The organism is Acidovorax sp. NO-1 (genome assembly GCF_000238595.1).
Classification (GTDB): Bacteria; Pseudomonadota; Gammaproteobacteria; order Burkholderiales; family Burkholderiaceae_C; genus Acidovorax.
Genome location: NZ_AGTS01000140.1, coordinates 1 through 25848 on the forward strand (window position 1 = coordinate 1; position 25848 = coordinate 25848).

At 65.9% G+C, this 25848-nt stretch carries 20 protein-coding genes and 2 pseudogenes; 11 read left to right on the forward strand and 11 right to left on the reverse strand.

The annotated features are described in order from the left end of the window. Window positions 1-91: 91 nt before the first annotated feature. From KYG_RS19325 to mnhG, 6 genes and pseudogenes are all read left to right on the forward strand, one after another. A pseudogene (locus tag KYG_RS19325) lies at window positions 92-3039 on the forward strand (monovalent cation/H+ antiporter subunit A). Next, window positions 3030-3395, forward strand: coding sequence for a Na+/H+ antiporter subunit C (locus KYG_RS19330; RefSeq protein WP_008906616.1), 366 nt, complete (start codon window positions 3030-3032; stop codon window positions 3393-3395). Before KYG_RS19325 ends, KYG_RS19330 begins: the two are co-directional and overlap by 10 nt. A 162-nt stretch (window positions 3396-3557) precedes the next feature. Beyond that, window positions 3558-5279, forward strand: coding sequence for a monovalent cation/H+ antiporter subunit D (locus tag KYG_RS19335; protein WP_034695456.1), 1722 nt, complete (start codon window positions 3558-3560; stop codon window positions 5277-5279). Then, complete coding sequence (locus KYG_RS19340; RefSeq protein ID WP_008906618.1) at window positions 5276-5797, forward strand: Na+/H+ antiporter subunit E; 522 nt, start codon at window positions 5276-5278, stop codon at window positions 5795-5797. The genes KYG_RS19335 and KYG_RS19340 overlap by 4 nt, the downstream gene beginning before the upstream one ends. Next, complete coding sequence (locus KYG_RS19345) at window positions 5794-6072, forward strand: K+/H+ antiporter subunit F (protein WP_008906619.1); 279 nt, start codon at window positions 5794-5796, stop codon at window positions 6070-6072. The genes KYG_RS19340 and KYG_RS19345 overlap by 4 nt, the downstream gene beginning before the upstream one ends. After that, window positions 6069-6455: a monovalent cation/H(+) antiporter subunit G gene (gene mnhG, locus KYG_RS19350; RefSeq protein ID WP_008906620.1), complete on the forward strand. Its 387-nt coding sequence runs from the start codon at window positions 6069-6071 to the stop codon at window positions 6453-6455. Before KYG_RS19345 ends, mnhG begins: the two co-directional genes overlap by 4 nt. A 51-nt stretch (window positions 6456-6506) precedes the next feature. On the opposite strand, the gene KYG_RS19355 is transcribed toward mnhG, so the two are convergent. Both KYG_RS19355 and KYG_RS19360 read right to left on the reverse strand, forming a co-directional pair. Then, complete coding sequence (locus tag KYG_RS19355) at window positions 6507-10157, reverse strand: hydantoinase B/oxoprolinase family protein (protein WP_008906621.1); 3651 nt, start codon at window positions 10155-10157, stop codon at window positions 6507-6509. An 88-nt stretch (window positions 10158-10245) separates the two neighbouring features. Further along, a complete protein-coding gene (locus tag KYG_RS19360) occupies window positions 10246-10788 on the reverse strand; it encodes a winged helix DNA-binding protein (protein ID WP_008906622.1) in 543 nt (180 codons plus the stop codon). A 182-nt stretch (window positions 10789-10970) separates the two neighbouring features. On the opposite strand from KYG_RS19360, the gene KYG_RS19365 reads away from it, so the two are divergent. The 5 genes from KYG_RS19365 to KYG_RS19385 are packed head-to-tail and all read left to right on the forward strand — an operon-like array spanning window position 10971 to window position 15149. Continuing rightward, entirely contained in the window at window positions 10971-11954 is a 984-nt protein-coding gene (locus tag KYG_RS19365) for a TRAP transporter substrate-binding protein (RefSeq protein ID WP_008906623.1), read from the forward strand. Between the two features lie 16 nt (window positions 11955-11970). Beyond that, window positions 11971-12480, forward strand: a complete 510-nt coding sequence (locus KYG_RS19370; RefSeq protein WP_034695459.1) for a TRAP transporter small permease — start codon at window positions 11971-11973, stop codon at window positions 12478-12480. Window positions 12481-12499: 19 nt separating this feature from the next. After that, window positions 12500-13804 carry a TRAP transporter large permease gene (locus tag KYG_RS19375; RefSeq protein WP_008906625.1) on the forward strand — a complete coding sequence of 435 codons (1305 nt, stop codon included), beginning with the start codon at window positions 12500-12502 and terminating at the stop codon, window positions 13802-13804. Between the two features lie 56 nt (window positions 13805-13860). Then, entirely contained in the window at window positions 13861-14247 is a 387-nt protein-coding gene (gene crcB, locus KYG_RS19380) for a fluoride efflux transporter CrcB (RefSeq protein WP_008906626.1), read from the forward strand. A gap of 38 nt (window positions 14248-14285) precedes the next feature. Beyond that, entirely contained in the window at window positions 14286-15149 is an 864-nt protein-coding gene (locus tag KYG_RS19385; protein ID WP_008906627.1) for a TIGR00730 family Rossman fold protein, read from the forward strand. A gap of 28 nt (window positions 15150-15177) precedes the next feature. Here the strand turns inward: KYG_RS19385 and KYG_RS19390 are convergent, their stop codons facing one another. From KYG_RS19390 to KYG_RS19430, 9 genes and pseudogenes are all read right to left on the reverse strand, one after another. Beyond that, a complete protein-coding gene (locus tag KYG_RS19390; RefSeq protein WP_008906628.1) occupies window positions 15178-16182 on the reverse strand; it encodes a FecR domain-containing protein in 1005 nt (334 codons plus the stop codon). Window positions 16183-16193: 11 nt separating this feature from the next. Beyond that, window positions 16194-17531 (reverse strand): surface lipoprotein assembly modifier, encoded by a 1338-nt coding sequence (locus KYG_RS19395; protein WP_008906629.1) that lies wholly within the window; start codon window positions 17529-17531, stop codon window positions 16194-16196. 99 nt (window positions 17532-17630) lie between these two features. Continuing rightward, window positions 17631-18815: an MFS transporter gene (locus KYG_RS19400; RefSeq protein WP_034695462.1), complete on the reverse strand. Its 1185-nt coding sequence runs from the start codon at window positions 18813-18815 to the stop codon at window positions 17631-17633. Beyond that, window positions 18812-20368 (reverse strand): DNA recombination protein RmuC, encoded by a 1557-nt coding sequence (rmuC, locus tag KYG_RS19405; protein ID WP_008906631.1) that lies wholly within the window; start codon window positions 20366-20368, stop codon window positions 18812-18814. Before rmuC ends, KYG_RS19400 begins: the two co-directional genes overlap by 4 nt. A gap of 78 nt (window positions 20369-20446) precedes the next feature. Further along, window positions 20447-21442 carry a D-glycerate dehydrogenase gene (locus KYG_RS19410; RefSeq protein ID WP_008906632.1) on the reverse strand — a complete coding sequence of 332 codons (996 nt, stop codon included), beginning with the start codon at window positions 21440-21442 and terminating at the stop codon, window positions 20447-20449. A gap of 17 nt (window positions 21443-21459) precedes the next feature. Further along, window positions 21460-22874 (reverse strand): annotated as a pseudogene (locus KYG_RS19415) (sodium:proton antiporter). 65 nt (window positions 22875-22939) lie between these two features. Continuing rightward, on the reverse strand, window positions 22940-24160 hold the full coding sequence (gene pncB, locus KYG_RS19420) for a nicotinate phosphoribosyltransferase (RefSeq protein WP_008906635.1): 1221 nt from the start codon (window positions 24158-24160) through the stop codon (window positions 22940-22942). 115 nt (window positions 24161-24275) lie between these two features. Beyond that, window positions 24276-24770, reverse strand: coding sequence for a thioesterase family protein (locus KYG_RS19425; protein ID WP_008906636.1), 495 nt, complete (start codon window positions 24768-24770; stop codon window positions 24276-24278). After that, window positions 24767-25711: a histone deacetylase gene (locus tag KYG_RS19430; RefSeq protein ID WP_008906637.1), complete on the reverse strand. Its 945-nt coding sequence runs from the start codon at window positions 25709-25711 to the stop codon at window positions 24767-24769. Before KYG_RS19430 ends, KYG_RS19425 begins: the two co-directional genes overlap by 4 nt. Window positions 25712-25848: the final 137 nt, after the last annotated feature.

Consider the following 25848-nt stretch of genomic DNA (forward strand, 5'->3'; position numbering starts at 1 on the left):
GCTTTTTATTTGGTGCCTACACCCGCAAAACATGGAATGAAGGACTGTTTTGCCAAAGGCTATTGGCGCCACCCCCTAAAATTGCCCGCGCATGTCCTTGATCTCCCTAATCCTTCTGCCCTTCGTCGGCAGCCTGTTGGCGGCGGTGTTGCCCGCCAATGCGCGCAATACCGAGTCCACGCTGGCGGGGCTGATTGCCTTGTTCTGCGCAGTGCAGACGGCGCTGTATTTCCCGGACATCGCCGATGGTGGCGTGCTGCGGCAGGACCTGGCGTGGCTGCCCGCACTGGGGCTGAACCTGGTCATCCGCATGGATGGCTTCGCATGGATGTTCTGCATGCTGGTGCTGGGTGTGGGCAGCCTGGTGGTGCTGTATGCGCGCTACTACATGTCGCCCGCAGACCCCGTGCCGCGCTTCTTTTCGTTCTTCCTGGCGTTCATGGGGGCCATGGTGGGCGTGGTGCTGTCAGGCAACATCATCCAGATCGCCTTTTTCTGGGAGCTGACCAGCCTGTTTTCTTTTCTGCTGATCGGCTACTGGCACCACCGCAAGGATGCGCGCCGCGGCGCACGCATGGCACTGACGGTGACGGGCACCGGGGGCCTGTGCATGTTTGCGGGCATGCTGGTGCTGGGCCACATTGTCGGAAGCTATGACCTGGACCACGTGCTCGTGGCCGGCCAGCTCATCAAGGACCATCCGCTGTACCTGACCGCGCTGGTGTTGATTCTTCTGGGCGCCCTCACCAAAAGCGCGCAGTTCCCGTTCCATTTCTGGCTGCCCCACGCCATGGCCGCGCCCACGCCGGTATCTGCATACCTGCACTCGGCCACCATGGTCAAGGCGGGTGTTTTTTGCTGGCGCGGCTGTGGCCCGCCCTTGCAGGCACAGAGGAATGGTTCTGGCTGGTAGGCGGCGCGGGTCTGGCCACGCTGCTGGTGGGCGGTTATGCGGCCATGTTCCAGAACGACCTCAAGGGGTTGCTCGCGTATTCCACCATCTCGCACCTGGGGCTCATCACGCTGCTGCTGGGTCTGAACAGCCCGCTGGCCGCCGTGGCGGCCGTGTTCCACATCATGAACCACGCGACCTTCAAGGCGTCGCTGTTCATGGCCGTAGGCATTGTGGACCACGAAAGTGGCACCCGCGACATCCGCCGCCTGTCGGGGCTGCGTAAGATGATGCCCATTACCGCCACGCTCTCCATCGTGGCTAGCGCGGCCATGGCGGGTGTGCCGCTGCTCAACGGTTTCCTGTCGAAGGAAATGTTCTTTGCCGAGACGGTGTATGTCAACACCACCCCCCTGCTCGAGTGGCTGCTGCCCGTGGCCGCCACGGTGGCCGGCATGTTCAGCGTGGCGTACTCGCTGCGCTTCACGGTAGATGTTTTCTGGGGCCCGCCTGCCACCGACCTGCCCCTGCAGCCCCACGAGCCCCCGCACTGGATGCGCGTGCCGGTCGAATTGCTGGTGCTGGCCTGTCTGGTGGTGGGTGTGCTGCCCGCCTGGTCTGTGGGCGCCTATCTCGCTGCTGCGGCGCAGCCTGTGGTGGGCGGCGAACTGCCCACCTACAGCCTGGCCGTGTGGCATGGCTTCAATACACCGTTCGTGATGAGCCTGGTGGCGCTGGGCGGGGGCATCGCGCTGTATTCGGTGTTGCGCTGGCAACGTGCGAAGGGGGCCCTGGACGCGCCACCCGTCATGCATCGCCTCAGCGGTCAGCGGCTGTTCGAGGGCCTGCTCACCATCGTCACCCAGGGCGGCCGGCACGGGCGCAGGCTGCTGGGCACAGGCCGCCTGCAGTGGCAGATGCTGTGGCTGGTCACCGCGGCGCTGGTGGCCGGTGTGCTGCCGCTGTGGGCGCGTGGCCTGCCCATCGGAGACCGCACGCCGCTGGCGCTGTCGCCCGCCTTTGCACTGATCTGGCTGCTGGGCGCGCTGTGCGCGATAGGCGCAGCCTGGCAAGCCAAATACCACCGCCTTGCGGCGCTCGCGCTGCTCGGAGGGGCGGGCCTGTGTGTGTGCCTGACCTTCCTGTGGTTTTCTGCACCCGACCTGGCACTCACGCAGATCGTGGTGGAGGTCGTCACCACCATCCTCATCCTGCTGGGCCTGCGCTGGCTGCCCCGCCGTGATGAGGCCCTGCGCAAGCCCACGCTGGCCGAGGAGCGCCGCACCCAGCTACGCCGCTACCGCGACATGGCACTGGCACTGACTACAGGTGCAGGCATGGCCTTGTTGTCATTTGCCATGATGAGCCGCCCTTTCCCGGACAGCACGTCCACCTTCTTCCTGGAGAACGCCCTCAGCGGCGGAGGCGGCACCAACGTGGTCAACGTGATGCTGGTGGACTTCCGCGGTTTCGACACCTTTGGCGAGATCGTGGTGCTGGGCATTGTGGCGCTGACGGTGTATGCGCTGCTGCGCCGCTTTCGCCCGGCGCGGGAGGTCATGGATCTGCCGCCCCAGCAGCGCGCACTGCCCGCCGACGTGGACACCGACCTGGCCAACCCGCGCCAGACGGCCGACACTGCCGTGGGCTACCTCATGGTACCGGCCGTGCTGGTGCGCCTGATGCTGCCCTTTGCAACCCTGGTGGCGGTGTACCTGTTTTTGCGCGGGCACAACGAGCCTGGCGGCGGCTTTGTGGCGGGGCTGGTGTTCTCTGTGGCTTTGCTGCTGCAGTACATCGTGTCGGGCACCTCATGGGTGGAGGCCCACCTTCCGCTCTACCCGCGCCGCTGGATCGGCATCGGGCTGCTGGCCGCCTTGTGCACTGGCTTGGGTGCAATCGCCTGGGGCTACCCGTTTTTGACCAGCCACACGGCGCACTTTGTCCTGCCGGTAGTGGGCGAGCTTCATATTGCCAGCGCCCTGTTCTTCGACATCGGCGTGTTCACGCTGGTCGTGGGCTCGACCATGCTGATCCTCACAGGCATTGCCCACCAGTCGGTGCGCAGCCACCGCTATAACAATGCGCGCGCGGCTGAAGAGGCGCAAGCCGCTGCCGCCACACAGGGAGAAGGCCCATGGAACTGATCCTGGCCCTGGCCATCGGCGTGCTCACCGGCTCAGGCGTATGGCTGCTCCTGCGCCCCCGTACCTACCAGATCATCATGGGGCTTTCGCTGCTGTCGTACGCCGTCAACCTCTTCATCTTCAGCATGGGCCGCCTGGGCCTGGCGATTGACAAGGAGCCGGTGCTTCGCGCTGGCGTTCCGCAGGACCTGACCCACTACGCCGACCCTATGCCCCAGGCACTCACGCTCACGGCCATCGTGATCGGCTTTGCGATGACCGCACTGTTTCTGGTGGTGCTGCTGGCATCCCGGGGCATGGCGGGGAATGACCACGTGGATGGAACCCGCGCCAAGGATGCGCAGGAGATGCCATGATGGAAGCAATCATCCCCCTGAGCGGCTTCGCCGCTCCCCCCTTCTCTCGCCCCGCTACGTGTTGCGGGAAGGGGGACACAGCCTTCGCTGCGGGGCGGCCCTTGCCCGGCTGCCCTCGCCCGGAGCGCGCCGGTTTTATGCGCAGCGTCCGGAACAAATGACATGACATCTACTGGATTTCTGCTGGAGCGGCTCATGCCGCACCTGATCCTTGCACCCATCGTGTTGCCCATGCTCACGGCGGGGCTCATGCTGCTGCTGCGCGAAGACCGCCAGCGCACCAAGGTGACGCTCAACATCGTCTCCACCTTCCTCGGCCTGGTGGTGGCCGTGCTGCTGCTGGTGCAGGCCAAGGACCCCGCCATGCCGGGCAGCCTTGGGGTGTACCTGTCGGGCAACTGGCCGGCTCCGTTCGGCATCGTGCTGGCGGTGGACCGGCTCTCGGCCATGATGCTCGTGCTGGCCAGCACCGTGGCTTTGGCCACCGTGCTGTACTCGGCGGCGCGCTGGCACCGGGCGGGGGTGCACTTTCATCCACTGTTCCAGTTCCAGCTCATGGGCCTGGCGGGGGCGTTCCTCACGGCCGACCTGTTCAACCTGTTCGTGTTCTTCGAGATCATGCTCGCTGCGTCCTATGGGTTGCTGCTGCACGGATCAGGCCGCCCGCGCGTGTCGGCGGGGCTGCACTACATCGCCATCAACCTGGCCGCGTCGTCGCTGTTCCTGATCGGCGTGTCCATGTTGTACGGCATCACGGGCACGCTGAACATGGCAGACCTGGCGCAGAACGTGGCGGCCATTGCGCCTGCAGACCGCGGTTTGCTGCACGCGGCCGCGGCCATTCTGGCGGTGGCGTTTCTCATCAAGGCGGCGGTGTGGCCACTGAACTTCTGGCTGGTTCCGGCCTACAGTGCCGCCACCGCGCCGGTGGGTGCGCTCTTTGCGCTGATGACCAAGGTGGGTGTGTACAGCGTGCTGCGGCTGTGGTCGCTGCTTTTCGGGCCCGAAGCCGGAGAGTCGGCCCAGTTCGGCAGCCAGTGGCTGATCGGTGGCGGCATGCTCACGATGGCGTTTGGCGCCATCGGCATGCTCGGCTCGCAGCGGCTGGGGCACCTGGCCGGCTTCAGCGCCATCCTTTCGTCGGGCACGCTGCTGGCAGCTGTGGGCTTCGGGCAAAACCTGCTGACTGCCGGGCTTCTTTATTACCTGCTCAGCTCCACGCTGGCCGTGAGCGCGCTGTTCCTGCTGGCCGACCTCATCGACCGCTGGCGCAACGACGGATCCAACCTCGCCCCCTACGAGCAGACCGACGACGCGCCCTTCCTGTCTGCCGACCTCGTGCCCACCGAAGGCATCAACCTGGACGACAAGGAAGAAGCCCTGATCGGCGAGGTGATCCCTGCAGCTGCCGCATTTCTGGGGCTGGCCTTCATTGCCTGCACGCTGATCATCGCGGGCCTGCCCCCCCTGCCCGGCTTTGTGGGCAAATTCGCCATGGTCCACGCGCTGCTCAACCCGCTGGGCCTGGGGTCCTCCTACGGCTTTGAGCTCGGGCCTGCGGGGTGGATGCTGGTGGCGCTGCTGGTGGGTTCCGGCCTGCTGGCGCTGCTGGCCCTGACCCGCGCCGGCATACGGCACTTCTGGGCCGCGCACGACCGGTCTGCGCCCCAGTTGCTCGTGCTCGAAGGCCTGCCGGTCGCGCTGCTGCTGGTGGCAAGCGCAGCCCTGGTGTGGCAGGCCGGCCCCGTGATGCGCTATACCCAAGCCACGGCCGATGCGCTGCACGCCCCTGCCACTTATGTGCGCGGTGTGATGACCGCGGCCCCCAAGCCCAGCGCCGTTCCTGTAGCTGTACCACCCCTTGAAGGAGCCACGCCCCGATGAAACCCCGCAACGACCCCCTGCAGCGGCCCCTCAAGCGCGTGATGCCCGCGCCCATGCTGTCGCTGGCACTGCTGGTGCTGTGGCTGTTGCTCAACCGCAGCCTGAGTGCCGGCCACATCGTGCTCGGCACGCTGCTGGGTCTGGCGATTCCACTGCTCACCGCCGGGCTGCGTCCGCTGCCGGTGCGCATCCGCAGGCCCGGCACGATACTGCGGCTGGCGCTGACGGTGGTGGCGGACACCACCCGTTCCAACATCGCCGTGGCACGGCTGCTGCTCGCGCCCGGGCGCAGGCGGCACCCCGCGGGTTTTGTGCACATCCCGCTGGACGTGCGCGACCCCAACGCCCTGGCCGTGCTGGCCATGATCGTCTGCATCACCCCGGGCACTGCCTGGGCCGAGTTGTCGCTCGATCGCAGCATGCTGCTGCTGCATGTGCTGGAGGTGAACGACCCCCAGGCCATCGCGGCCGACGTCAAGCAGCGCTACGAACGCCCCTTGATGGAGATTTTTGAATGACCCCTGTCCTTGACTGGGCCCTTCCGCTGGCCCTGTTCATGCTGGCCCTTGCGATGGGCTGCGCGCTGATCCGCCTGCTCAAAGGCCCTTCCGCACAAGACCGCGTGCTGGCGCTGGACTGCATGTACCTGAGCGGCATGCTCGTGATGCTGGTGCTGGGCCTGCTTTATGGCAGCAAGAACTACTTTGAAGCCGCGCTGCTGCTGGCGCTGTTCAGCTTTGTCGGCTCCATGGCCATGGCCAAATTTTTGCTGCGCGGCGAGGTGATCGAATGACCGAAACCGTCGCCGCGGCCGCACTGCCCCTGTGGCTGGAAATCATCGTGGCCACGCTGGTGCTGGCCGGCGCAGGCCTGGCGCTGCTGGGCTCCACCGGCCTGCTGCGCCTGCCCACGTATTTTGAGCGCGTGCACGCGCCCTCCATCATCGCCACGCTGGGCTGCTGGCTGATCATGCATGGCACCGTGCTGTACTTTTCGGTGGCCGACCACAGCCTGGCGCTGCATGCGCTGCTCATCGCCGTGTTCGTGGCGATCACGGTGCCCATCATGTCGATCTTCCTGATGCGCGCGGCGCTGTTCCGCGCCCGGCAGATGGGGCAGAACGTGCCCCCCAGCCTGAGCCAGCCCAAGGCAGCCCCCGAAACCAAAGACTCCTGATTTGATAGCTGCTTGCGCTTGATGGACGAGCGCAAGCAGCCATTTTGAGCACTACTCTTGACCTGAAGACCCGAATCCGCCGCCGCCCGGTGTGTGGATTTCAAACACATCGCCCGGCAGCATTTCGGCCTGGCCGATGTGGTCCAGCAGCTCCACCCGGCCATCGCTGCGCACCACCTTGTTGATGCCCACCGCACCCGGCTGGCCGCCTGCCATGCCAAACGCGCCATGGTGGCGGCCGTTCGACAGGATGCTGGCCGTCATCGGCTCCAGAAAGCGCACGCGGCGAATGCCGCCGTCGCCACCTTTCCACTGCCCGGCACCGCCCGATCCCTTGCGGATCTCGTAGCCCTCCAGCCGCACGGGGAAGCGGAACTCCAGCACCTCGGGGTCCGTCAGGCGCGAGTTGGTCATGTGGCACTGCACGACGCTGGTGCCGTCAAAACCGCCCGCAAGTTGACCGTTGGCATCCCACACACCACCCGCACCGCTGCCGCCCGAGATGGTCTCGTAGTACTGGTAGCGCGTGCTGCCAAAGGTGAAGTTGTTCATGGTGCACTGCCCCGCCGCCATCAGGCCCAGCGCGCCATACAGCGCATTGGTGATGCAGGTGGAGGTCTCCACGTTGCCCGCCACCACCGAGGCCGGTGGGTTGGGGTTGAGCATGCTGCCGGGCGGGATGATCACGTTGAGCGGCTTCAGGCACCCCGCGTTCAGCGGAATGTCGTCGTCCACCAGCGTGCGGAACACATACAGCACCGCCGCCATGCACACCGCCGTGGGCCCGTTGAAGTTGTTGGTCTGCTGCGGGCTGGTGCCTGTGAAGTCGATGGTGGCGCTGCGGTTAGTGGCATCCACCTTCACGGCCACGCTGATCTGCGCGCCGTTGTCCAGCGGCAGCGTGAACGCACCGTCCTTCAGGCGCGTGATGACACGGCGCACGGACTCTTCGGCGTTGTCCTGCACGTGGCGCATGTAGGCCAACACCACGTCCAGGCCAAACTCGCCCACCATGCGGCGCAGCTCCTGCTGGCCTTTTTCGTTGGCCGCGATCTGCGCGCGCAGGTCGGCCATGTTCTGCTGGGGGTTGCGGCTGGGGTATTCGCCGCTTTCCAGCAGCGCAATCATCTCCGCCTCGCGCAGCACGCCGCGCTCCACCAGCTTGATGTTGTTGATCTGCACGCCCTCTTCTTCGATGCGCGTGGAGAACGGTGGCATGGAGCCTGGCGTTGTGCCGCCCACATCAGCATGGTGGCCCCGGCTGCCCACGTAAAAAGTGGGCGTGGCCTCGTCGGCGATGTAGACCGGCGTGATGACGGTGATGTCTGGCAGGTGCGTGCCACCGTGGTACGGGTCGTTGAGCACAAACACGTCGCCCGGCTGCATGCGTCCGGCGTTGTCACGTATCACCGTCTTGATGCTCTCGCCCATCGAACCCAGGTGCACCGGCATGTGCGGTGCGTTGGCGATGAGGTTGCCCGCCGTGTCGAACAGCGCACAGCTGAAGTCCAGGCGCTCCTTGATGTTCACCGAGTACGCCGTGTTCTGCAGCTGCAGGCCCATCTGCTCGGCGATGTTCATGAACAGGTTGTTGAACACTTCGAGCAGCACCGGGTCCACCATGGTGCCCACGGCGTGTTGCACGGCACGGGCCACGCGGCGGTTGAGGAGCAGGTGGTCCAGCTCGGTCAGCGCGGCCTCCCAGCCGGGCTCGACGATGGTGGTGGCATTCTTCTCGGCAATGATGGCGGGGCCAGGGATCACGTCACCCGGGCGCAGGTCCTCGCGTACCACCAGTGCAGCGTCGTGCCAGGCGGCCACGCCATCCACGCCGCCGGTGTACATGCGCACGATGCTGCGGCGCGGCACCTCGCGCGCGGGCTGCAGCGCGTGGCGTGGCTCCACGGGCGCGTCGCCGGGCACCACCGCCTCGACGGACACGGCCTCCACAACTAGGCCCTTGCCCTGCATGAGGAAGGCAAAACGCTGGCGGTAGGCGTTCTCGAACGCAACGCTAATCTCGGCCATCGAACCAAACGGCACGATGAGCGCGGAGTCGCTGCCTTCGTAGCGCACGTGCACGCGGCGGTGCACCACCGCAGTGCCCGCGCCCGACTGCTGGCGCTCCAGCTCGGTGCGTGCGGTGGTGGCGAGTTGGTCCAGCGTGGCTTCGATGCCTGCCAGCGCTTCTGGCGCGAGCCTGGTTTCCACCGCCTGTTCGCGGATCACGTTCTGGTCGGCCAGACCCATGCCATACGCGCTGAGCACGCCTGCCAGCGGGTGCACAAACACGCGCGTCATGCCCAATGCATCGGCCACCAGACACGCATGCTGGCCGCCTGCGCCGCCAAAACACTGCAGCGTGTAGCGTGTCACGTCATAGCCGCGCGCCACGCTGATCTTCTTGATGGCGTTGGCCATCTGCTGCACGGCGATCTGAATGAAGCCGTGGGCCACGTCTTCGGCCTTGCGCCCGGTCTGCGTGGCAAGGCCGTCGAATTTTTGCGCTACCGCGTCGCCGTCCAGCGCCTCGTTGGCCCCATGGCCAAACACCTGGGGGAAATGCACGGGCTGGATCTTGCCCACCATCACGTTCGCATCGGTCACGGCCAGCGGGCCGCCCCTGCGGTAGCTGGCGGGGCCGGGGTTGGCACCCGCGCTTTCGGGTCCCACGCGGAAGCGCGCGCCGTCAAAACCGAGGATGGAGCCGCCCCCAGCCGCCACGGTGTGGATGCTCATCATCGGGGCGCGCATGCGCACGCCCGCCACCTGGGTTTCAAACTCGCGCTCAAACTCGCCCGCGTAGTGGCTCACGTCGGTGCTGGTGCCACCCATGTCAAAGCCGATGACCTTGTCGTGGCCCGCCAGGCCTGCGGTGCGCGCCATGCCGACGATGCCGCCAGCCGGGCCCGACAGGATCGCGTCCTTGCCCTGGAACACCTGCGCATCGGTGAGGCCGCCCGACGACTGCATGAAGAACAGCTGCACACCCGGCATCTCGCTGGCCACCTGGTCCACATAGCGGCGCAGAATGGGCGACAGGTACGCATCCACCACCGTGGTGTCGCCCCGGCTCACCAGCTTCATCATGGGGCTGGTGGCGTGCGATGCACTCACCTGCGTAAAGCCGATCTCGCGCGCAATGCGGGCGGCGGCTTCTTCGTGTGCGGTGTAGCGATAACCGTGCATGAACACGATGGCAGCGCTGCGCAGGCCTGCGTCGTAGGCGGCCCACAGGCGTTCTTTCAGGTGCGCTTCGTCCAGCGGCTCGATCACCTCGCCCCGCGCGCCCACACGCTCCTGCGCCTCGATCACGCGCTCGTACAGCAGCTCGGGCAGCACGATGCGCCGGTCAAACAGGCGGGGGCGGTTCTGGTAGGCGATGCGCAGCGCATCCTTGAAGCCCTTGGTGGTGATGAGCAGCGTGGGCTCGCCCTTGCGCTCCAGCAGCGCGTTGGTGGCCACCGTGGTGCCCATCTTCACGCACTCCACCACCTCGGGCGTCACCGCCTCGCCGGGCTTGAGCCCCAGCAGGTGGCGAATGCCGGCCACGGCCGCGTCCTTGTACTGCTCGGGGTTTTCGGACAGCAGCTTGTGCGTGACCAGGGTGCCGTCCGGGCGCTTGCCTACCACGTCGGTAAAGGTGCCTCCACGGTCGATCCAGAACTGCCAGCGGGACAAGGAAGAAGGGTGGTTGGACATATCAATGCTATCTTAGTTATAGCTATTAGCGCTTGACGGATAAGCGCTAGCGCCACTTTTGATTCGTTTTTTCAGGAAACCGGTTCGGTCACAGGGATGCGGCCGAGCGCGCCGCCTGGTCGTACATGCCCGAGAGCACACGCAGCAAACGGGCCAGCTCGCCAATATCGCGGTTCAGTGCATCGTCGGCTTTCAGGGCGTCGATCAGGCAGCTCTCGCGGATCTCGCGGTAGCGCTGCACATAGGCGCGGCCTGTGTCGGTGGCGGCGTAGGTCACTTCCTTGCCGTTTTTCTGCGAGGCCACCACGCCCAGGGTCTGCAGCTTTTTCAGCGAGTAGTTCACCAGGTGCGTGTCTTCCACGTTCATGATGAAACAGATGTCGGCCAGACGCTTGTCGCGCGCGCGGTGTGTGACGTGGTGCAGCACCACCACATCGAGCGGCGTCAGGTCCTTGAGGCCCGCCGCCGCCATGCAATGCACCACCCAGCGGTGGAATGCATTGCCCGCCACGATGAGGCCGAACTCGAATTCGCTCATCTCCGCGCTCTGCGCCGACACCAGGTGCGCAGACGACACGATGGGCCCGGATTCGCCGGGGGGCCTGGCGGGCGTCTTGGCTGCAGATTTCATGGGCAGAGCCTTTGTGGATGACAAGGTGCAATCAGCGTTGGCACGGGTTGTGCGTGTGACGATTGTAGGCAAGTCGATGGTAATTTGTTGGCAATTTGTCAGCGTTTAGGCAAAACACCTATGCCAATTCGGCCGGCTTCCGATACAGTGATTTTTCATATCCAACCTTGCGGAGTTCACCCATGAAGCGTCGAATCTTCCCCGTCACCGCACTCAGCCTGGCCCTGGCTGCGGGCCTGTCCGTCACCTCGGCATTCGCCCAGACCAAGTGGGACCTGGCCGCCGCCTACCCCGCCACCAACTTCCACACCGAAAACATGGCGCAGCTGGCCAGTGATGTGGACAAGGCCACCGGCGGCAAGCTCAAGATCACGGTGCACGCCAACGCGGCGCTGTTCAAGGCCCCCGAGATCAAGCGCGCCGTGCAGGGCGGGCAGGCGCAGATGGGCGAGATCCTGCTGGCCAACTTCCAGAACGAATGGCAACTCTTCGGCGTGGATGGCCTGCCCTTCCTGGCCGACAGCTACGACGCCTCCAGGAAGCTCTACGCCGCGCAAAAGCCTTTCCTTGAAAAGAAGCTGGCTGAGCAAGGCATGGTGTTGCTGTATGCCGTGGCGTGGCCTCCACAAGGCATCTACACCAAGAAGCCGCTGGCCTCTGCCGCCGACCTCAAGGGGATCAAGTGGCGCGCCTACAGCCCTGCCACCGCCCGCATTGCCGAGCTGGTGGGCGCGCAGCCCGTCACGGTGCAGGCCGCAGAGTTCTCGCAGGCCCTGGCCACGGGCGTGGTCGAATCGACCATGACCTCGGGCGCCACCGGTGTGGACAGCAAGCTGTACGAGCACCTCAAGTTCTACTACGACACCCAGGCCTGGCTGCCCAAGAACGCCGTGCTGGTGAACAAGAAGGCGTTTGACGCGCTCGACAAGGCGAGCCAGGACGCGCTGCTGAAGGCCGGAGCCGACGCCGAAGCACGCGGCTGGGCCAACAGTGCCAAGGTCAACACCGACACCGTCGCCAAGCTCAAGGCCAATGGCATGGCGGTCGAGGCGCCGCCTGCGCAGCTGAAGGCCGACATGGCCAAGGTAGGCGACACCATGCTCAAGGAATGGCTGGACAAGGCCGGCCCCGAAGGCAAGGCACTGATCGACGCGTACCGCAAGTAAGAAGCCCGCCTGCCCTATGCGTCGATTGCTCGATTTTGTGTATGACGGTGCGGCTGCGGTGGCAGCGCTCTTCATGGTGTGCCTCCTGGGCATGGTGCTGCTGTCCATCATCAGCCGCCAGCTGCACTTTCATGTGCCGGGTACCGACGCGTATGCAGGCTACCTGATGGCCGCCGCCGGGTTTCTGGCGCTGGCCCATACCCTGAAGCGCGGCGAGCACATCCGCGTGACGCTGCTGCTCAACTTCCTCAAAGGTGGCGCCCGCAAAGGGTTTGAGCTCTGGGCGTTGGCCATCGCCACCCTGCTGGCCGTGCTGTTTGCGGCGTACAGCTGCAAGCTGGCCTGGCAGTCGCACGCGTTCCACGACATCTCCACCGGCAGCGATGCCACGCCACTGTGGATTCCCCAGATCGCCATGGCGGCAGGCACAGTGATTCTGGCCATTGCCTTCATCGACGAGCTGGTGCTGGAGCTGATGGGCAAACGCGCTGACGCCCACGCGGGCGACGCACTGCGCAACGAATAGACCCGGACATCCCCCCACCATGAGCGATCTCGCCATCACCGGCCTGCTGATCCTGTCCCTGTTCCTCATCCTGGGCAGCGGGGTCTGGATCGGACTCACCCTTTCCGGCGTTGCCTGGATCGGCATGCAACTGTTCTCGTCGCGCCCGGCAGGCGATGCGATGGCCGTGACCATCTGGGGGTCGGCCTCCAGCTGGACGCTCACGGCCCTGCCCCTTTTCATCTGGATGGGTGAAATCCTGTTTCGCACCCGCCTGTCGCAAGACATGTTCAAGGGGCTTGCGCCCTGGGTGCAGGCCCTGCCCGGCCGCCTGCTGCACACCAACGTGGTGGGCTGCACGATTTTTGCCGCGGTTTCGGGCTCCAGCGCGGCCACCTGCGCCACCATCGGCAAGATGACGCTGCCCGAACTCCGGCGGCGCGGCTATCCCGACAACATGATCGTGGGCACGCTCGGCGGCGCCAGCACGCTGGGGCTGCTGATACCGCCGTCCATCATCATGATCGTGTACGGCGTATCGGCCGAAGTCTCGATCTCCCAGCTTTTCATTGCCGGGGTTCTGCCCGGCCTGCTGCTGGGTTGCCTGTTCTCGGGTTACATCATGCTGTGGGCGCTGCGCAACCCCGACCAGGTGCCCGCCGCCGATGTGCGCATGACCTTCATGCAGAAGCTGTCGGAGTCGCGCAGCCTGATCCCGGTGGTCCTGCTGATTGCGGCAGTGCTGGGCTCCATCTACTCCGGCTTCGCCACGGCCACCGAGGCCGCCGCCGTGGGCGTGGTGGGCTCGCTGGTGCTGTCTGCGGTGCAGGGCTCGATGAACTGGGCAACATTCAAGGCCTCGCTGATGGGGGCCACGCGGCTGTACTGCATGATCGCGCTGATCCTGGCGGGCGCCGCCTTCCTCACGCTCTCGATGGGTTACATCGGCCTGCCGCGGCACCTGGCCGAATGGATTGCCTCGCTGGGCCTCAACCAGGCGCAGCTGATTGCGGCGCTGGCTGTGTTCTTCATCATCCTCGGTTGTTTCCTCGACGGCATCTCGATGGTGGTGCTGACCATGGGCGTGCTCATGCCCACGGTGCAGGCTGCGGGTATTGACCCGATCTGGTTCGGCATCTTCATCGTGCTGGTGGTCGAGATGGCGCAGATCACGCCGCCCGTGGGTTTCAACCTCTTCGTGCTGCAGGGCATGACGGGGCGCCAGTTGCCCTGGATCGCCAAGGTCACGATGCCCATGTTCTTTCTGATGTGCGCGGCCGTGGCACTGATCTATTTGTTCCCGGGCATCGTCACCTGGCTGCCCACGCAGATGGCCGCCCGCTGAGCCGCATCTGCCATCGCCCGGCCCGGCAGGCCCGGGGCCTGAGAGACAATGCCGCCATGTTGCATGTACTTGCCATTTGCCTTGGAGCCAGTGCCGGCGCCCTGTTGCGCTGGCGCCTGGGCCTGTGGCTGAGCCCCGGGGGGCTGCTGCCCTGGGGCACGCTGGCCGCCAACCTGATGGGCGGCTATCTGGTGGGGCTGTGCGTGGCGTTCTTTCATACCATGCCGCAACTCGATCCGGTCTGGCGCCTGGCCCTGATCACCGGGTTTCTGGGCGCGCTCACCACGTTCTCCAGCTTCTCCGCCGAAGTGGTCGACATGCTGATGGCGCAGCGCTATGCCCTGGCGCTGGGCACTGTGGGCCTGCACCTGGCGGGCTCGCTCTCGCTCACCATGCTGGGCATTGCAACCACTTCATTTTTCATAGCATCTCGCGCAAGCTAGATAAGCGCCAGAGGCAATTTTTACCTATATTTTCGCCCATGGATGCCAACACCCAACTGAACGAACGCCGTCTGGCCGATGCCTGGGCCGAGCTGCAAAACCATTCGGCCAGCGGCAACCCGCTGCATGCCGACGCCTACCGCCTGGCGTTCGCCGACCCCGAATTTCTCTTCCGCCGCGAGACGCGGGGCATCCGCTTCCAGCTGGAAATGCTCAAACCCGACCTGGGCCAGGCAGAGCAAGGCATCGAGAACACCGTGGTGGTTTATGGCAGCGCCCGCTTTGTCGCGCCCGATGAGGCCGCCGCCCAGCTGGCAGACGCCGAAGCCAGTGGCGACGAGGTGCGCCTGCAGCGCGCCCGCCAGGCGGTACGCAACGCCCGCTATTACGACCAGGCCCGCCAGTTCGCGCGCCTGGTGGCCGAGCACAGCGAACGCCAGCAGCCCGCAGACCGCATCTACATCTGCACGGGCGGCGGCCCCGGCATCATGGAAGCCGCCAACCGCGGCGCGCACGATGTGGGCGCGCTCAACGTGGGCCTGAACATCGCCCTGCCCCACGAGCAAAGCGGCAACCGCTTCATATCGCCCACGCTGAGCTACAAGTTCCACTACTTCGCGCTGCGCAAGATGCATTTCATGATGCGCGCCAAGGCGCTGGTGGCCTTCCCCGGAGGCTTTGGCACGCTGGACGAACTGTTCGAGGTGCTGACCCTGGTGCAGACCAAAAAGGCCAAGCCCGTGCCCATCGTGCTGTTTGGCACCGACTACTGGAAGCGCCTCATCAACTTTGAGGTGCTGGTGGAAGAAGGCACCATCTCAGCGCAGGACCTCAAGCTCTTTCACTACACCGATGACCCCAAAGAAGCCTGGGGGCTGATCAAGTCGTTCTACCAGCTCTGAGTGCGCGCGCTCCGCAGCACGGGCCCGGTCAGCGGATGACCGGCGGTGGTGGCGGCGGAATGGCAATGGGCGGCAACACGATCACGGGCCGCACGATGGGCGGCAGCACAAAGATGGGTGGCCGGGTGACCGGCGGCGTGGTCGGAGCCGGTGGAGCGGTAGTGGTAGGTGGGGGTGTGGGCGACGGCGGTGTGGTGGGCCGACCGCCCGGAGGCTGTGTGGGTGTTCCCGTAGCAGGTGGTGGCGGCAAGCCCGGGTCGATGGGCGCCGGCGGCACGCCAGGCACCGGGGCCTGTGGCGTGGGCGCAGGGCCCGCCGGGGGCGGCCCCCCCGGCACTGGTGCGGGCGCCGGCCCCGGCAATGTCGGCCCCGGCGTCACCCGCTGCCCGCCGCCCAGTTGCTCGCCCACGGCATACGGGATGGGCGCAGGCGGCAGCGGCAGCACGGCGCGGGTGTGGGTGTACAGCGGCAACTGGTGGCTGGCCACCACCCGCACGGATTCGCCGGCTTTCACCCCCACGCAACCGGCCTCGGTGCACACCTCGATCTCGTCCTGCTCTCCCGACACCAGCAGGTCGCCCTGCACATCGAACGTCACCAGAAAAGCGGACCCCCGGATGCCCACCACCGCCGTGGGGGTGGTCACCTTGTAGTTTTGCGCGTTGCGCTTGCCGATCAGGCCGGTCACCGCGCGCAGCCCGCCTTGCAGCAGGCTCACGGCAAAGCTCTCTTGCGCAGGGTTGCCCGTGTCTGCATACCGCGTGATGGTGAACTGGGAGTTCGGGTACAGCGCCACCAGCCCGCCGTCTGAAAACCTTATCTGCGCCCGCCCTGCGGCGCCGGTGACGATCACGTCGCCGCTCTCCACCACGGCGCCCTGGGTGGCGGCCGACACGTCAGCGCCCCTGCGCAATTGCACATCGCCCGCTGCAAACTGCAAAAGGCCCGCACCAGCGATGCCCTGCACGGGCCACGCGGCGACCATGGCCATCCAGACGGCGAGCCGGGAAGAAGGAAAACCGGACTGCTGCATTGCCAACTCCTTCAGAACTCACGCCGCACGGTGACGGAAACGATCCGCCGGTCGTAGTCGGTGATGGGCAAGGTGGAGTCATTGCGCGTCCACGCCCACTGGGGGGTGATCCGCCACCCCGGCGCAGGCACCCACGACAAGCCGACTGCCCAGTGCACCTGCCGGTCTCGCCGGGTGACGCCAAAAAACGGGTCTGCCGCGCCGTATCGGCGCCGCTCATAGTTCAGGTGGGTGAACGCCGCCCACTCGGCAGAGATGGCCCACTGCACACCGCCGCGCACACCCACCAGCTCGTGCCCCAGGCTCTCAACACCGCTCGCCCGGGGCGCCTCCCGCCCGGCATAGACCCCGGCGTAGGTGAGACTGCCGTTGCGCAGCACATGGACGTAAGAGGTACCCGCCACGGTGCGCAGCACATCGCGTACCGACTGGTTCGGATACCGCAACCCCTGCACCTGCAGGAAAGTGCCCCATTGGCGAAAGCCGTCGATCCGGTAAATCCAATCCCCCAGAAGCCCGCCGCCATTGCGCAGCGTGTCACCATCGAGCCGATAGGTGGCGCCCTGTGCGCTCAGCATCCACTCATGGCGTTCCACACGATAGGAAAGGCCTGCGCCCATCTCCAGCTGGTCACTGTCATAAGGCCGGCCAGCGGCTGAATGCCCGCGCACCTCGGCCGTGGCCGCACCGATGAGCGACCAGCGCGCATCCAGCACATGCCGGCCCCGCACGTTGCCCAGCAGGGCGGCGTAAGACGCACGCTGGCTTTGCGCACCGGGCTGCAGGGTCCAGGGCGGGGTGCCGGGGGGCGAGAGCGCGGGCGCGTTCACATCGGGCCCCGCGTTGACGTTGCTGTCGCGCGCCAGCGTCACATCGACATGACCCTTCCACGTGGAGCGCCCTTCGTGGCCCGCCCGGTCATAAGACACCAGAAACTGGTCAATGCTGAGTGCGGAATCCACAGGAATGGCGCGGGCGCGTGCCTGTTCCGACAAGGCCAGAACGCCCTTGCGATCACCCACAGCGTGCAGCGCCCGCGCCAGCTCCAGCTGCGCGGCGGCGTTGTCCGGCTGGGTGGCCACCAGCCGCTCCCAGGCCATCACCGCCCGCGTGTACTGCCCGGCTGCAAAGGCTGCGCGGCCCATCGCCTCGTCAAATGCAGGATCGCCCGCGCGCGATGCTTCGGCGGCGTCCAGCATTTCAAAGGCCCTGAGCGGGTGACCGCCTTCCACCCAAGTCTGCGCCTGGCCCAGCAACGCATCTGCATGGGCCGCAACCCAGGGAGACACGGCCAGCAGCGGCACCAGCACCCAGTGGCGGGTTCGACGAAACCACAAATGAACGCGCATGGCAGCCCCCTGTGTCGATCAGGCGGAATCTACTCCTTTTCGACCCGTTTGCTCACCCCCCTCCCCGCCCCGCCACGCGCATGCAGGCAGCCCGGTGCATCACGGGTGCGCATGCCCCTTGCCAGTCGGCCCCATGCGCCACGCCATGCGCGCGCCAGCGCCCACGGCCGCACCCACCACCCAGAACAGGCCACCCACCCCGACAACGGCCCCGGCCGTTCCGAACAGCATGGGCATGAGCACGCTGGACGCGTTGATGGCCATCAGGCGCAGGCCCAGGGCCTCGCCATGGCGGTGGGAGGGCGTGATCTGGTGCAGCAGGCTCATCACCATGGGCTGTACGGAGCCCAGTGCAAAACCCAGCAGCACCGAGCACAGCCCCATGGCCAGTGCGCTGCCAAGCAGGGGGTACACGCCAAACAGCACGGCCGTCATCACCATGGCGCCTGCCACCACCACCCGCTCGCGCAGGCGTTCGGCCACCAGGGGCATCAACACCCGGATCACGGCGGCGGCAATGGCAAAAGCACCCAGGATCGAGCCGATGGCCGAGGCCGACAAACCCCGCTCATGCCCCAGCAGCGGCACCACGAAGGTGTGCACATCCCAGCAGGATGACAGCAGCCAGTTCACGATCAGCAGGCGCCGAAACGGCGGCTCGTTCATCAGATCCCAGGCGCGCTGGGGCGGGCCACCGGCGGCGGCAATCACGGGGGGCAGCTCCACCGTGCTGCGCACCCAGAACCAGGTGAGCAGCGGCAGCACCGCCATCAGGGCAAACGCCGCACGGTAGCCCTCGGTGCTGCCCGCTGCGCTGCCGGCATGGTCAATGAGCAGGCCCGCGCAGAACGGCCCGATGAAGTTGGACACCGCAGGCCCGATGGCCAGCCAGCTGAACACCTGCTTGAGCTGCGTCGAATCGTGCGCTGCACGCCCCACATGCCGCTGCAGCGCGATGGTGGCGGCGCCCGTGGCGCCACCGGTCATGAGTGCGGCCAGGCACAGCACGGGAAACACCGGCATGGCCAGCGCCAGCGCAGCCCCTGCCGCCGCCACGGCCACCGAAAGCCCCACCGGCCGCTTCAGGCCGTGGCGGTCGGCATAGCGGCCTGCGGGCAGGGCGAGGAACACCTGGGTCAGGGCAAACAGTGCCAGCAGCACGCCCACGGCGGCCGCGCTGTAGCCCTCGCGCAGCGCCAGCAGGGGCGCCGCCATGCGCATCCCGGCCATGCAGGCGTGGATACAAACCTGACCGGCGATCAACCGGACCAAGGCCCAGTTCACGGCAGGTCGTCCTCGGTATCGAGCCCCGGCAGCACGTCGGTGCGCCTGCCCGCCACGGGCATGGCGGTGTCGGGCGCGGGCAGGTCCTGCACATCGCGCAGCCTGCGCTGGATGGCGCGGGTGCGCACGCCCACCTCGTCAAACTTCTTGGCAGCGGCGTCTATGGATTTTTTGGTGGCCTCCACCACGTCGCCAAACTTGGCGAACTCGGTTTTCACACTGCCCAGCAGGCTCCACACCTCGGACGAGCGCTTTTCGATCGCCAGCGTCTTGAAACCCATCTGCAGGCTGTTGAGCATGGCCGCCAGGTTGGCCGGGCCGGTGATCATCACGCGGCAATCGTTCTGCACGGCTTCGACCAGCCCTGGGCGGCGCATCACCTCGGCAAACAGGCCTTCGGTGGGCAGGTAGAGCACGGCAAAGTCGGTGGTGTGCGGGGGCGAGACGTATTTGGCAAAAATCTTCTTCGCTTCGAGCTTGATGGACGTCTCGAACGCGTTGCCTGCAGAGGCCACAAGCAGCTTGTCCGCCGCGTCCTGCGCGTCCATGAGGCGCTGGTACTGCTCCACCGGGTATTTGGAGTCGATGGGCAACCACACCGGGTGCTCCTCGCTCTTGCCCGGAAGGCGGATCGCAAATTCCACCAGCTCGTCGCTGCCCGGCACGGTCTTGACGTTGCGCGCGAACTGGTCGGGCGTGAGCACGTTGTCGATGATGGCACCGAGCTGCATCTCGCCCCAGGTGCCGCGCGACTTCACGTTGGTCATCACGCGTTTCAAGTCGCCCACGCTGCCGGCCAGGGTCTGCATCTCGCCCAGGCCCTTGTGCACTTGTTCGAGCCGGTCGCTCACCAGCTTGAAGGATTCGCCCAGGCGCTGCTCCAGCGTGGCGTGGAGCTTTTCGTCCACCGTGCGGCGCATTTCCTCGAGCTTGGTGGCGTTGTCGGCCTGGATGGCGGCCAGGCGCTCGTTGAGCGCGGTGCGCAGCTGCTCGGCATTGTGCTGGCTGCCCTGCACCAGCCCGGTGAGCTGCTGCGACACCGCGTCTTGCAGCACCGCAAACTGGTTCCTGATCTGAAAGCTGTTGGCCTCGAGCTGATCTTTGAGCGCTTGCGACATCACCCCCAGCTGCGACTGGGTGTCGCTCTTGAGCGAATCGAGCGTAAGGCGCGTGGCTGCGTCCAGGGCCGTGAGGCGCTGCTCCAGCCGCGCCTCGAACACGCCAAAGGCGGCCAACAGCTCGGCACGGCCGTTGCGCGATTCGGCCACCGCTTGCGTCAAACGCTCATCGACGGCGTGGCGCAGCCCCTCCAGCGTGGTCTGCGTGGTTTGGGTGAAGCCGCGCAGCTGCTGGCCCATGCCATCCAGTGCGCCATCGTTCTTGGCCACGGCCAGCTGGGTGGCCTGCGTGGTGTGCTCCAGCGCCTGCAGGCGCGCCAGCCATTCGGGCGGCAAGTCCACCCGGGGGCGGCGTACCAGCATCAGCACCAGCAAAACCACCACCAGGGCCAGCAGCGCCAGGGCCGCCAGCAGTGCAAGGGTCTCAGTCGTCAAGGTTGTTTACTATTATTTTTATAGCTGCTTGCGCTTGATGGAAAAGCGCCAGAGGCCAATTTGATTCAAACTTTGCCGTCAACCCGCCCGCGCTGCTCCGGCCACCGGCGTGTTCACGGGCGTGAGTGCTCCGCGCCCCTCGAAGTAGGCAATCAGGTTATCGGCGGCCAGGTCGGCCATGGCGCGCCGCGTGGGCACGGTGGCACTGGCGATGTGGGGCGTGAGCACCACATTGGGCACGTTGAGCAGGCCGGGGTGCACCTGCGGCTCGCCTTCAAACACGTCCAGGCCCGCTGCGGCAATGCGCCGCTCGCGCAGCGCCACGGCCAGTGCCTCATCATGAACAATGCCGCCGCGCGCGATGTTGACGAGCGTGGCCGTGGGCTTCATCAGCGCCAGCTCTGCCGCGCCGATGGTGTGGTGCGAGGCGGGTGTGTACGGCACCACCAGCACTACATGGTCTGCGGTGCGCAGCAGCGCCTCCTTGCCGACGTAGGTGGCCTTGCATTCGGCCTCCAGCGCGGCCGACAGGCGCGAGCGGTTGTGATAGATGACCTTCATGCCAAACCCGTGCGCGCCGCGCCGGGCAATGCCCTGGCCGATGCGGCCCATGCCGATGATGCCGAGCGTGCTGCCGTGGATGTCACTGCCCGCGAACATGTCGTAGCTCCACTTCGTCCATTTTCCGGCGCGCAGGAAATGCTCGCTCTCGGCCATGCGGCGGGCCGTGGCCATGAGCAGCGCAAAGCCGAAGTCGGCCGTGGTTTCGGTGAGCACATCGGGCGTGTTGGTGCCCTGCACGCCTGCGGCGGTCATGGCGTCCACGTCGAAGTTGTTGTAGCCCACCGCCATGTTGGCCACAATTTTCAGGCGCGGGGCGGCCGCCAGCAGGTTGGCGTCAATGCGCTCGCTGCCGGTGGTGAAGGCGCCGTCCTTGTCGGCCATCCGGGCTGCCAGCTGTGCGGGGGTCAGGATGGTGTCCTCGGGGTTGTCATCCACCTCGAAGTGCGCGCGCAGGCGCTCGACGATGTCGGGAAAGATGGCGCGGGCTATCAGAATGCGGGGCTTGGTCATGGCCGTCAAAACTCCATTCAGCGGAACCAGATCAACGTCATCAGAATGAAAAGCGGCACCAGGATGCCCCCCGACCACAGCATGTAGCCGAAGAAACTGGGCATCTTCACGCCGCGGTCCTCGGCAATGGCCTTGACCATGAGGTTGGGTGCATTACCGATGTAGGTGTTGGCGCCCATGAACACTGCCCCTGCCGAAATGGCAGCCAGCGTGGGTGCTAGCGTGGTCATGAGGGTGGCCGGATCCCCCCCGCGGTATTGAAGAACACGAGGTAGGTGGGCGCGTTGTCCAAAAAGGAACTCAGGGCGCCCGTGGCCCAGAAATACATGGCGGGGTCGGGCGATCCATCGGCGCGGGTGACGGCCGACACGATGGCACCAAACGGACCATTGACCCCGGCCTTGAGCATGGCAATGACCGGGATGATGGTGAGGAAGATGCCCGCAAAAAGCTTGGCCACCTCCTGCATCGGCCCCCAGCCGAACTGGTTGTCTTCATGCACCGTGCGGGGTGTCAGCCACAGGGACACGAAGGTCACGATGACGAGACCCACATCGCGCACGATGCCCGGCAGACCGACTTCGGTGCCCGCGATGTTGAACGCCACCGGCGACTTCCAGAAGCCGCTGACCAGCACCAGGGCCACCACCACACCCAGCAGGGCGAAGTTGACCTTGCCATCAAAGCCGATGGCGCGGCTGTCGGGGGTCGGGTCGGCCGCAAGCACCTCGTGGTGGCGGCGGTAGTACCAGCTGTCCAGCACGAAGAAGATGGCCAGCAGCGAGCCCACCATGAACAGCGTCTCCGGGAAGATGTGGCGCACCGTCCAAAAGAAATCCACGCCCTTGAGGAAACCCAGAAAGAGGGGTGGATCGCCCAGCGGCGTGAGCGAGCCCCCCGCGTTGGAGACGATGAAGATGAAAAACACCACCACATGCGCCACGTGCTTGCGGTTGTCGTTGGCGCGGATCAGCGGACGGATCAGCAGCATGGACGCCCCCGTGGTGCCCATGAAGCTGGCGAGCACCGAACCGATGGCAAGAATGGCCGTGTTGAGCCCCGGACTGCCATGCAGGTTGCCCCGGATGAAGATCCCGCCCGCCACCGTGAACAGCGCCGTGAGCAGGATCACGAACGGGATGTACTCGGCCACCAGCGCGTGCACCAGGCTCACCCCTGCCACGCCCGGCCCGAAGGTGATGGCAAACGGCACCAGAAACGCCAGCCCCCAGGCCGCAGCGACCTTGCCGAAGTGGTGGTGCCAGAAGATGGGCGCCAGGAGCGGCATGATCGCAATCGACAGCAGAATGCCCGCGAACGGCACACCCCACAGCACCGACAGCTGGCTGCCATCCAGGTCTGCCGCTGCAGCCAAACCCGGCAGTGCGCCGAGCAGGGTGGCACAAGCCAGCCCGCGCGAAAACTTCGTCATTTTTGTCTCCTCCGTTCAATTCTTGTCTGGCGCTGCACCCCACCCCAGGGCGCCCCCTCCCTCGATCACGCCGATGCAGGGACGTCGAACACCTGGCGCAGATAGGCCAGATACTTTTCGTCGTCGCACATGCCCTTGCCCGGCGTGTCCGACAGCTTGGCCACGGGCTGGTCGTTGCAGCGCGTCATCTTGATCACCACCTGCAGCGGCTCGTGCACGGGCGGGCTGCCCAGGTCATTGGTCAGGTTGGTGCCGATGCCGAACGCCAGCTGGCAGCGGCCGCGGAACTGCTGGTAAAGCTCGATGGTGCGCGGGATGGTCAGCGCGTCGCTGAAGATCAGGGTCTTGGTCAGCGGGTCCACGCGGTTCTTGCGGTAGTGCTCCAGCAGGCGCTCGCCCCAGGCAAACGGGTCGCCGCTGTCATGCCGTGCGCCGTCGAACAGCTTGCAGAAGTACAGGTCGAAGTCGCGCAAGAAGGCGCTCATGCCGTACACGTCCGACAGTGCAATGCCCAGGTCGCCCCGGTATTCCTTGGCCCACATCTCAAAGCCGAACACCTGGCTGTCGCGCAGGCGCGGGCCCAGCGCCTGGCAGGCCTGCAGGTATTCGTGCGCCATGGTGCCCAGGGGCGTCACGCCCAGCTTCATCGCATACAGCACGTTGCTGGTGCCGGCAAACTGGCCCGGGCCTGCGGGGGCACCGGGGCGGCGGTCGCCGGTGCCCAGGCGCGCCACCAGCACGCGCAGCACCTCTTCGTGCCAGGCGCGGGAAAAGCGGCGGCGCGTGCCGTAGTCGGCGATCTTGAGGTCGGACAGACCCTCGCCCTGCAGCAGTGCAATCTTGGCGTCGAGCCGGCGGCGGCCTTCGAGGAAGTCGGGCACCTTCTGGGTGTTGCGGAAGTACACCTCGTTGATGATGGCCAGCACCGGAATCTCGAACAGGATGGTGTGCAGCCAGGGCCCGCGGATGGTGATGTCGATCTCGCCGTTGTGCTGGGGCGTGACGGTGATGTATTTCTCGTTGAGCCGGAACAGCCCGAGAAAATCCACGAAGTCGCTCTTGATGAAGCGCAGCGACCGCAGGTAGGCCAGCTCGGCATCCTGAAAATGCAGGCTGCACAGTGAGCGGATCTCGTCGCGGATCTCACCCACAAACGGTGCCAGCTGCACGCCGGGGTTGCGGCACTTGAACTTGTACTCCACCTGCGCCCCCGGAAACTGGTGCAGCACCACCTGCATCATGGTGAACTTGTACAGGTCGGTGTCGAGCAGGCTGGTGATGATCATGGGCGGGGCAGGCAGCAAGACTTCAGAGTGTAGGCCATCGCTCCACCCCGTGCCGGGCAGCCACTATTGAAGCAAAACTGGCCGCCAAGGCATACCCATCAAGCGCAAGCAGCTATCAATTTGATTGCACCACCAGCGCCTGCAGCACAGCGCGCAGGGGCTCGGGCACCGGCACGGGTCGGCGCGTCTCGCGATCGACATACACATGGATGAAATGCCCCGCGGCAGCCGACAGCGGCTCGCCCTGCGCGAACAGGCCCACTTCGTAACGCACGCTGGAGCCACCCAGCCGCGCCACGCGAATGCCCGCTTCCACCGTTTGCGGAAAAGCCAGCGGCGCAAAGTAGTTGCACTGGGTTTCAATGACGAGGCCAATGGTCTCGCCCGCGTGGATGTCGAGCACGCCCTGGTCGATGAGGTGCGCGTTCACGGCCGTGTCAAACCAGCTGTAGTACACAACGTTGTTCACGTGCCCGTAAACATCGTTGTCGGCCCAGCGCGTGGTGATGGGGCGGAATACGCGGTAGGCGCTGCGGGGCTGCGGGGCCGGGCGGGCAGGCGTGGATTGGGTGGAAGGCCCGGTGGACGGGGTGCTGGCGGCAGAGTTCATGGCCGCACATTCTGCCAGCGCTGGTGGTATTGCCACGCCACACGCCAGGTAGTGAGCTGGGCCTTCACGGTGTCCTCCAGATTGCGCCCATAGCCCCCGGCCATCGCAAAGGCAACCGGAATGCGCCGCTGCCACGCCCAGTCAAACACCCGCCGGTCGCGCGCCTCCAGCCCGTCGTGTGTCACTGCAAGGCGCCCCAGGCGGTCGCCTTCGTGCGGATCAGCCCCGGCCAGATAAAAGACAAACCGGGGCGCAAACCGCTGCTCCAGCGTTTGCAGCGCGAGCTCCAGGGCCTGCAGGTAGTCATCGTCGGTGCAGCCGTCGGGCAGCTCCACATCCAGGTCGCTGGGCTCCTTGCGAAACGGAAAATTGCGGGCCCCGTGCAACGACACCGTGAACACGCTGTGGTCGCCCTGAAAGATGTGCGCCGTGCCGTTGCCCTGGTGCACGTCCAGGTCAATCACGGCCACCTGCAGCGGCCGGCTGCCGCGCCCTCCCGCAGCGCCCTGTGCCCATTGCGCCTGCAACAGCCGCGTGGCCACCGCCACATCGTTGAAAACGCAAAAGCCACTGCCCTTGTGGGCGTAGGCATGGTGGGTGCCGCCCGCCAGGTTGCCGGCAACCCCTTCGAGCAACGCCACCTTGCTGGCGGCCACGGTAGCGCCCACCGAGTGCCGCGCGCGTTCGACCATGGCCTCACTCCAGGGGAAGCCGATTTCGCGCTGCGCGGGCGCGGCCAGGGTGCCATCGGCAATGGCGTCGATGTAGTGCGATGTATGGACCAGCGCGAGCTCACGGTCCGTTGCCGGGGTGGCCACCTGGAGTGACACCCCCGGCAGGTGCTGCGCAATACGGTCGCGTAACAGGCGGTACTTGGCCATCGGGAAACGATGGGCTTCCGGCAAGGGCAGCACAAAATGGTCTGCGTAGTAAGCATGCATGACACGATTGTGGCAAGCGTCGCAATTCTTGGTGTTCGCCCCTAATATGTTGCACTGCAACAAAAAGCGCTTGCAATCCTTTTTCAAGTGTCTAGAATTCGCTCCATGCTGCACTGCAACATGACTTACCGAGTCAG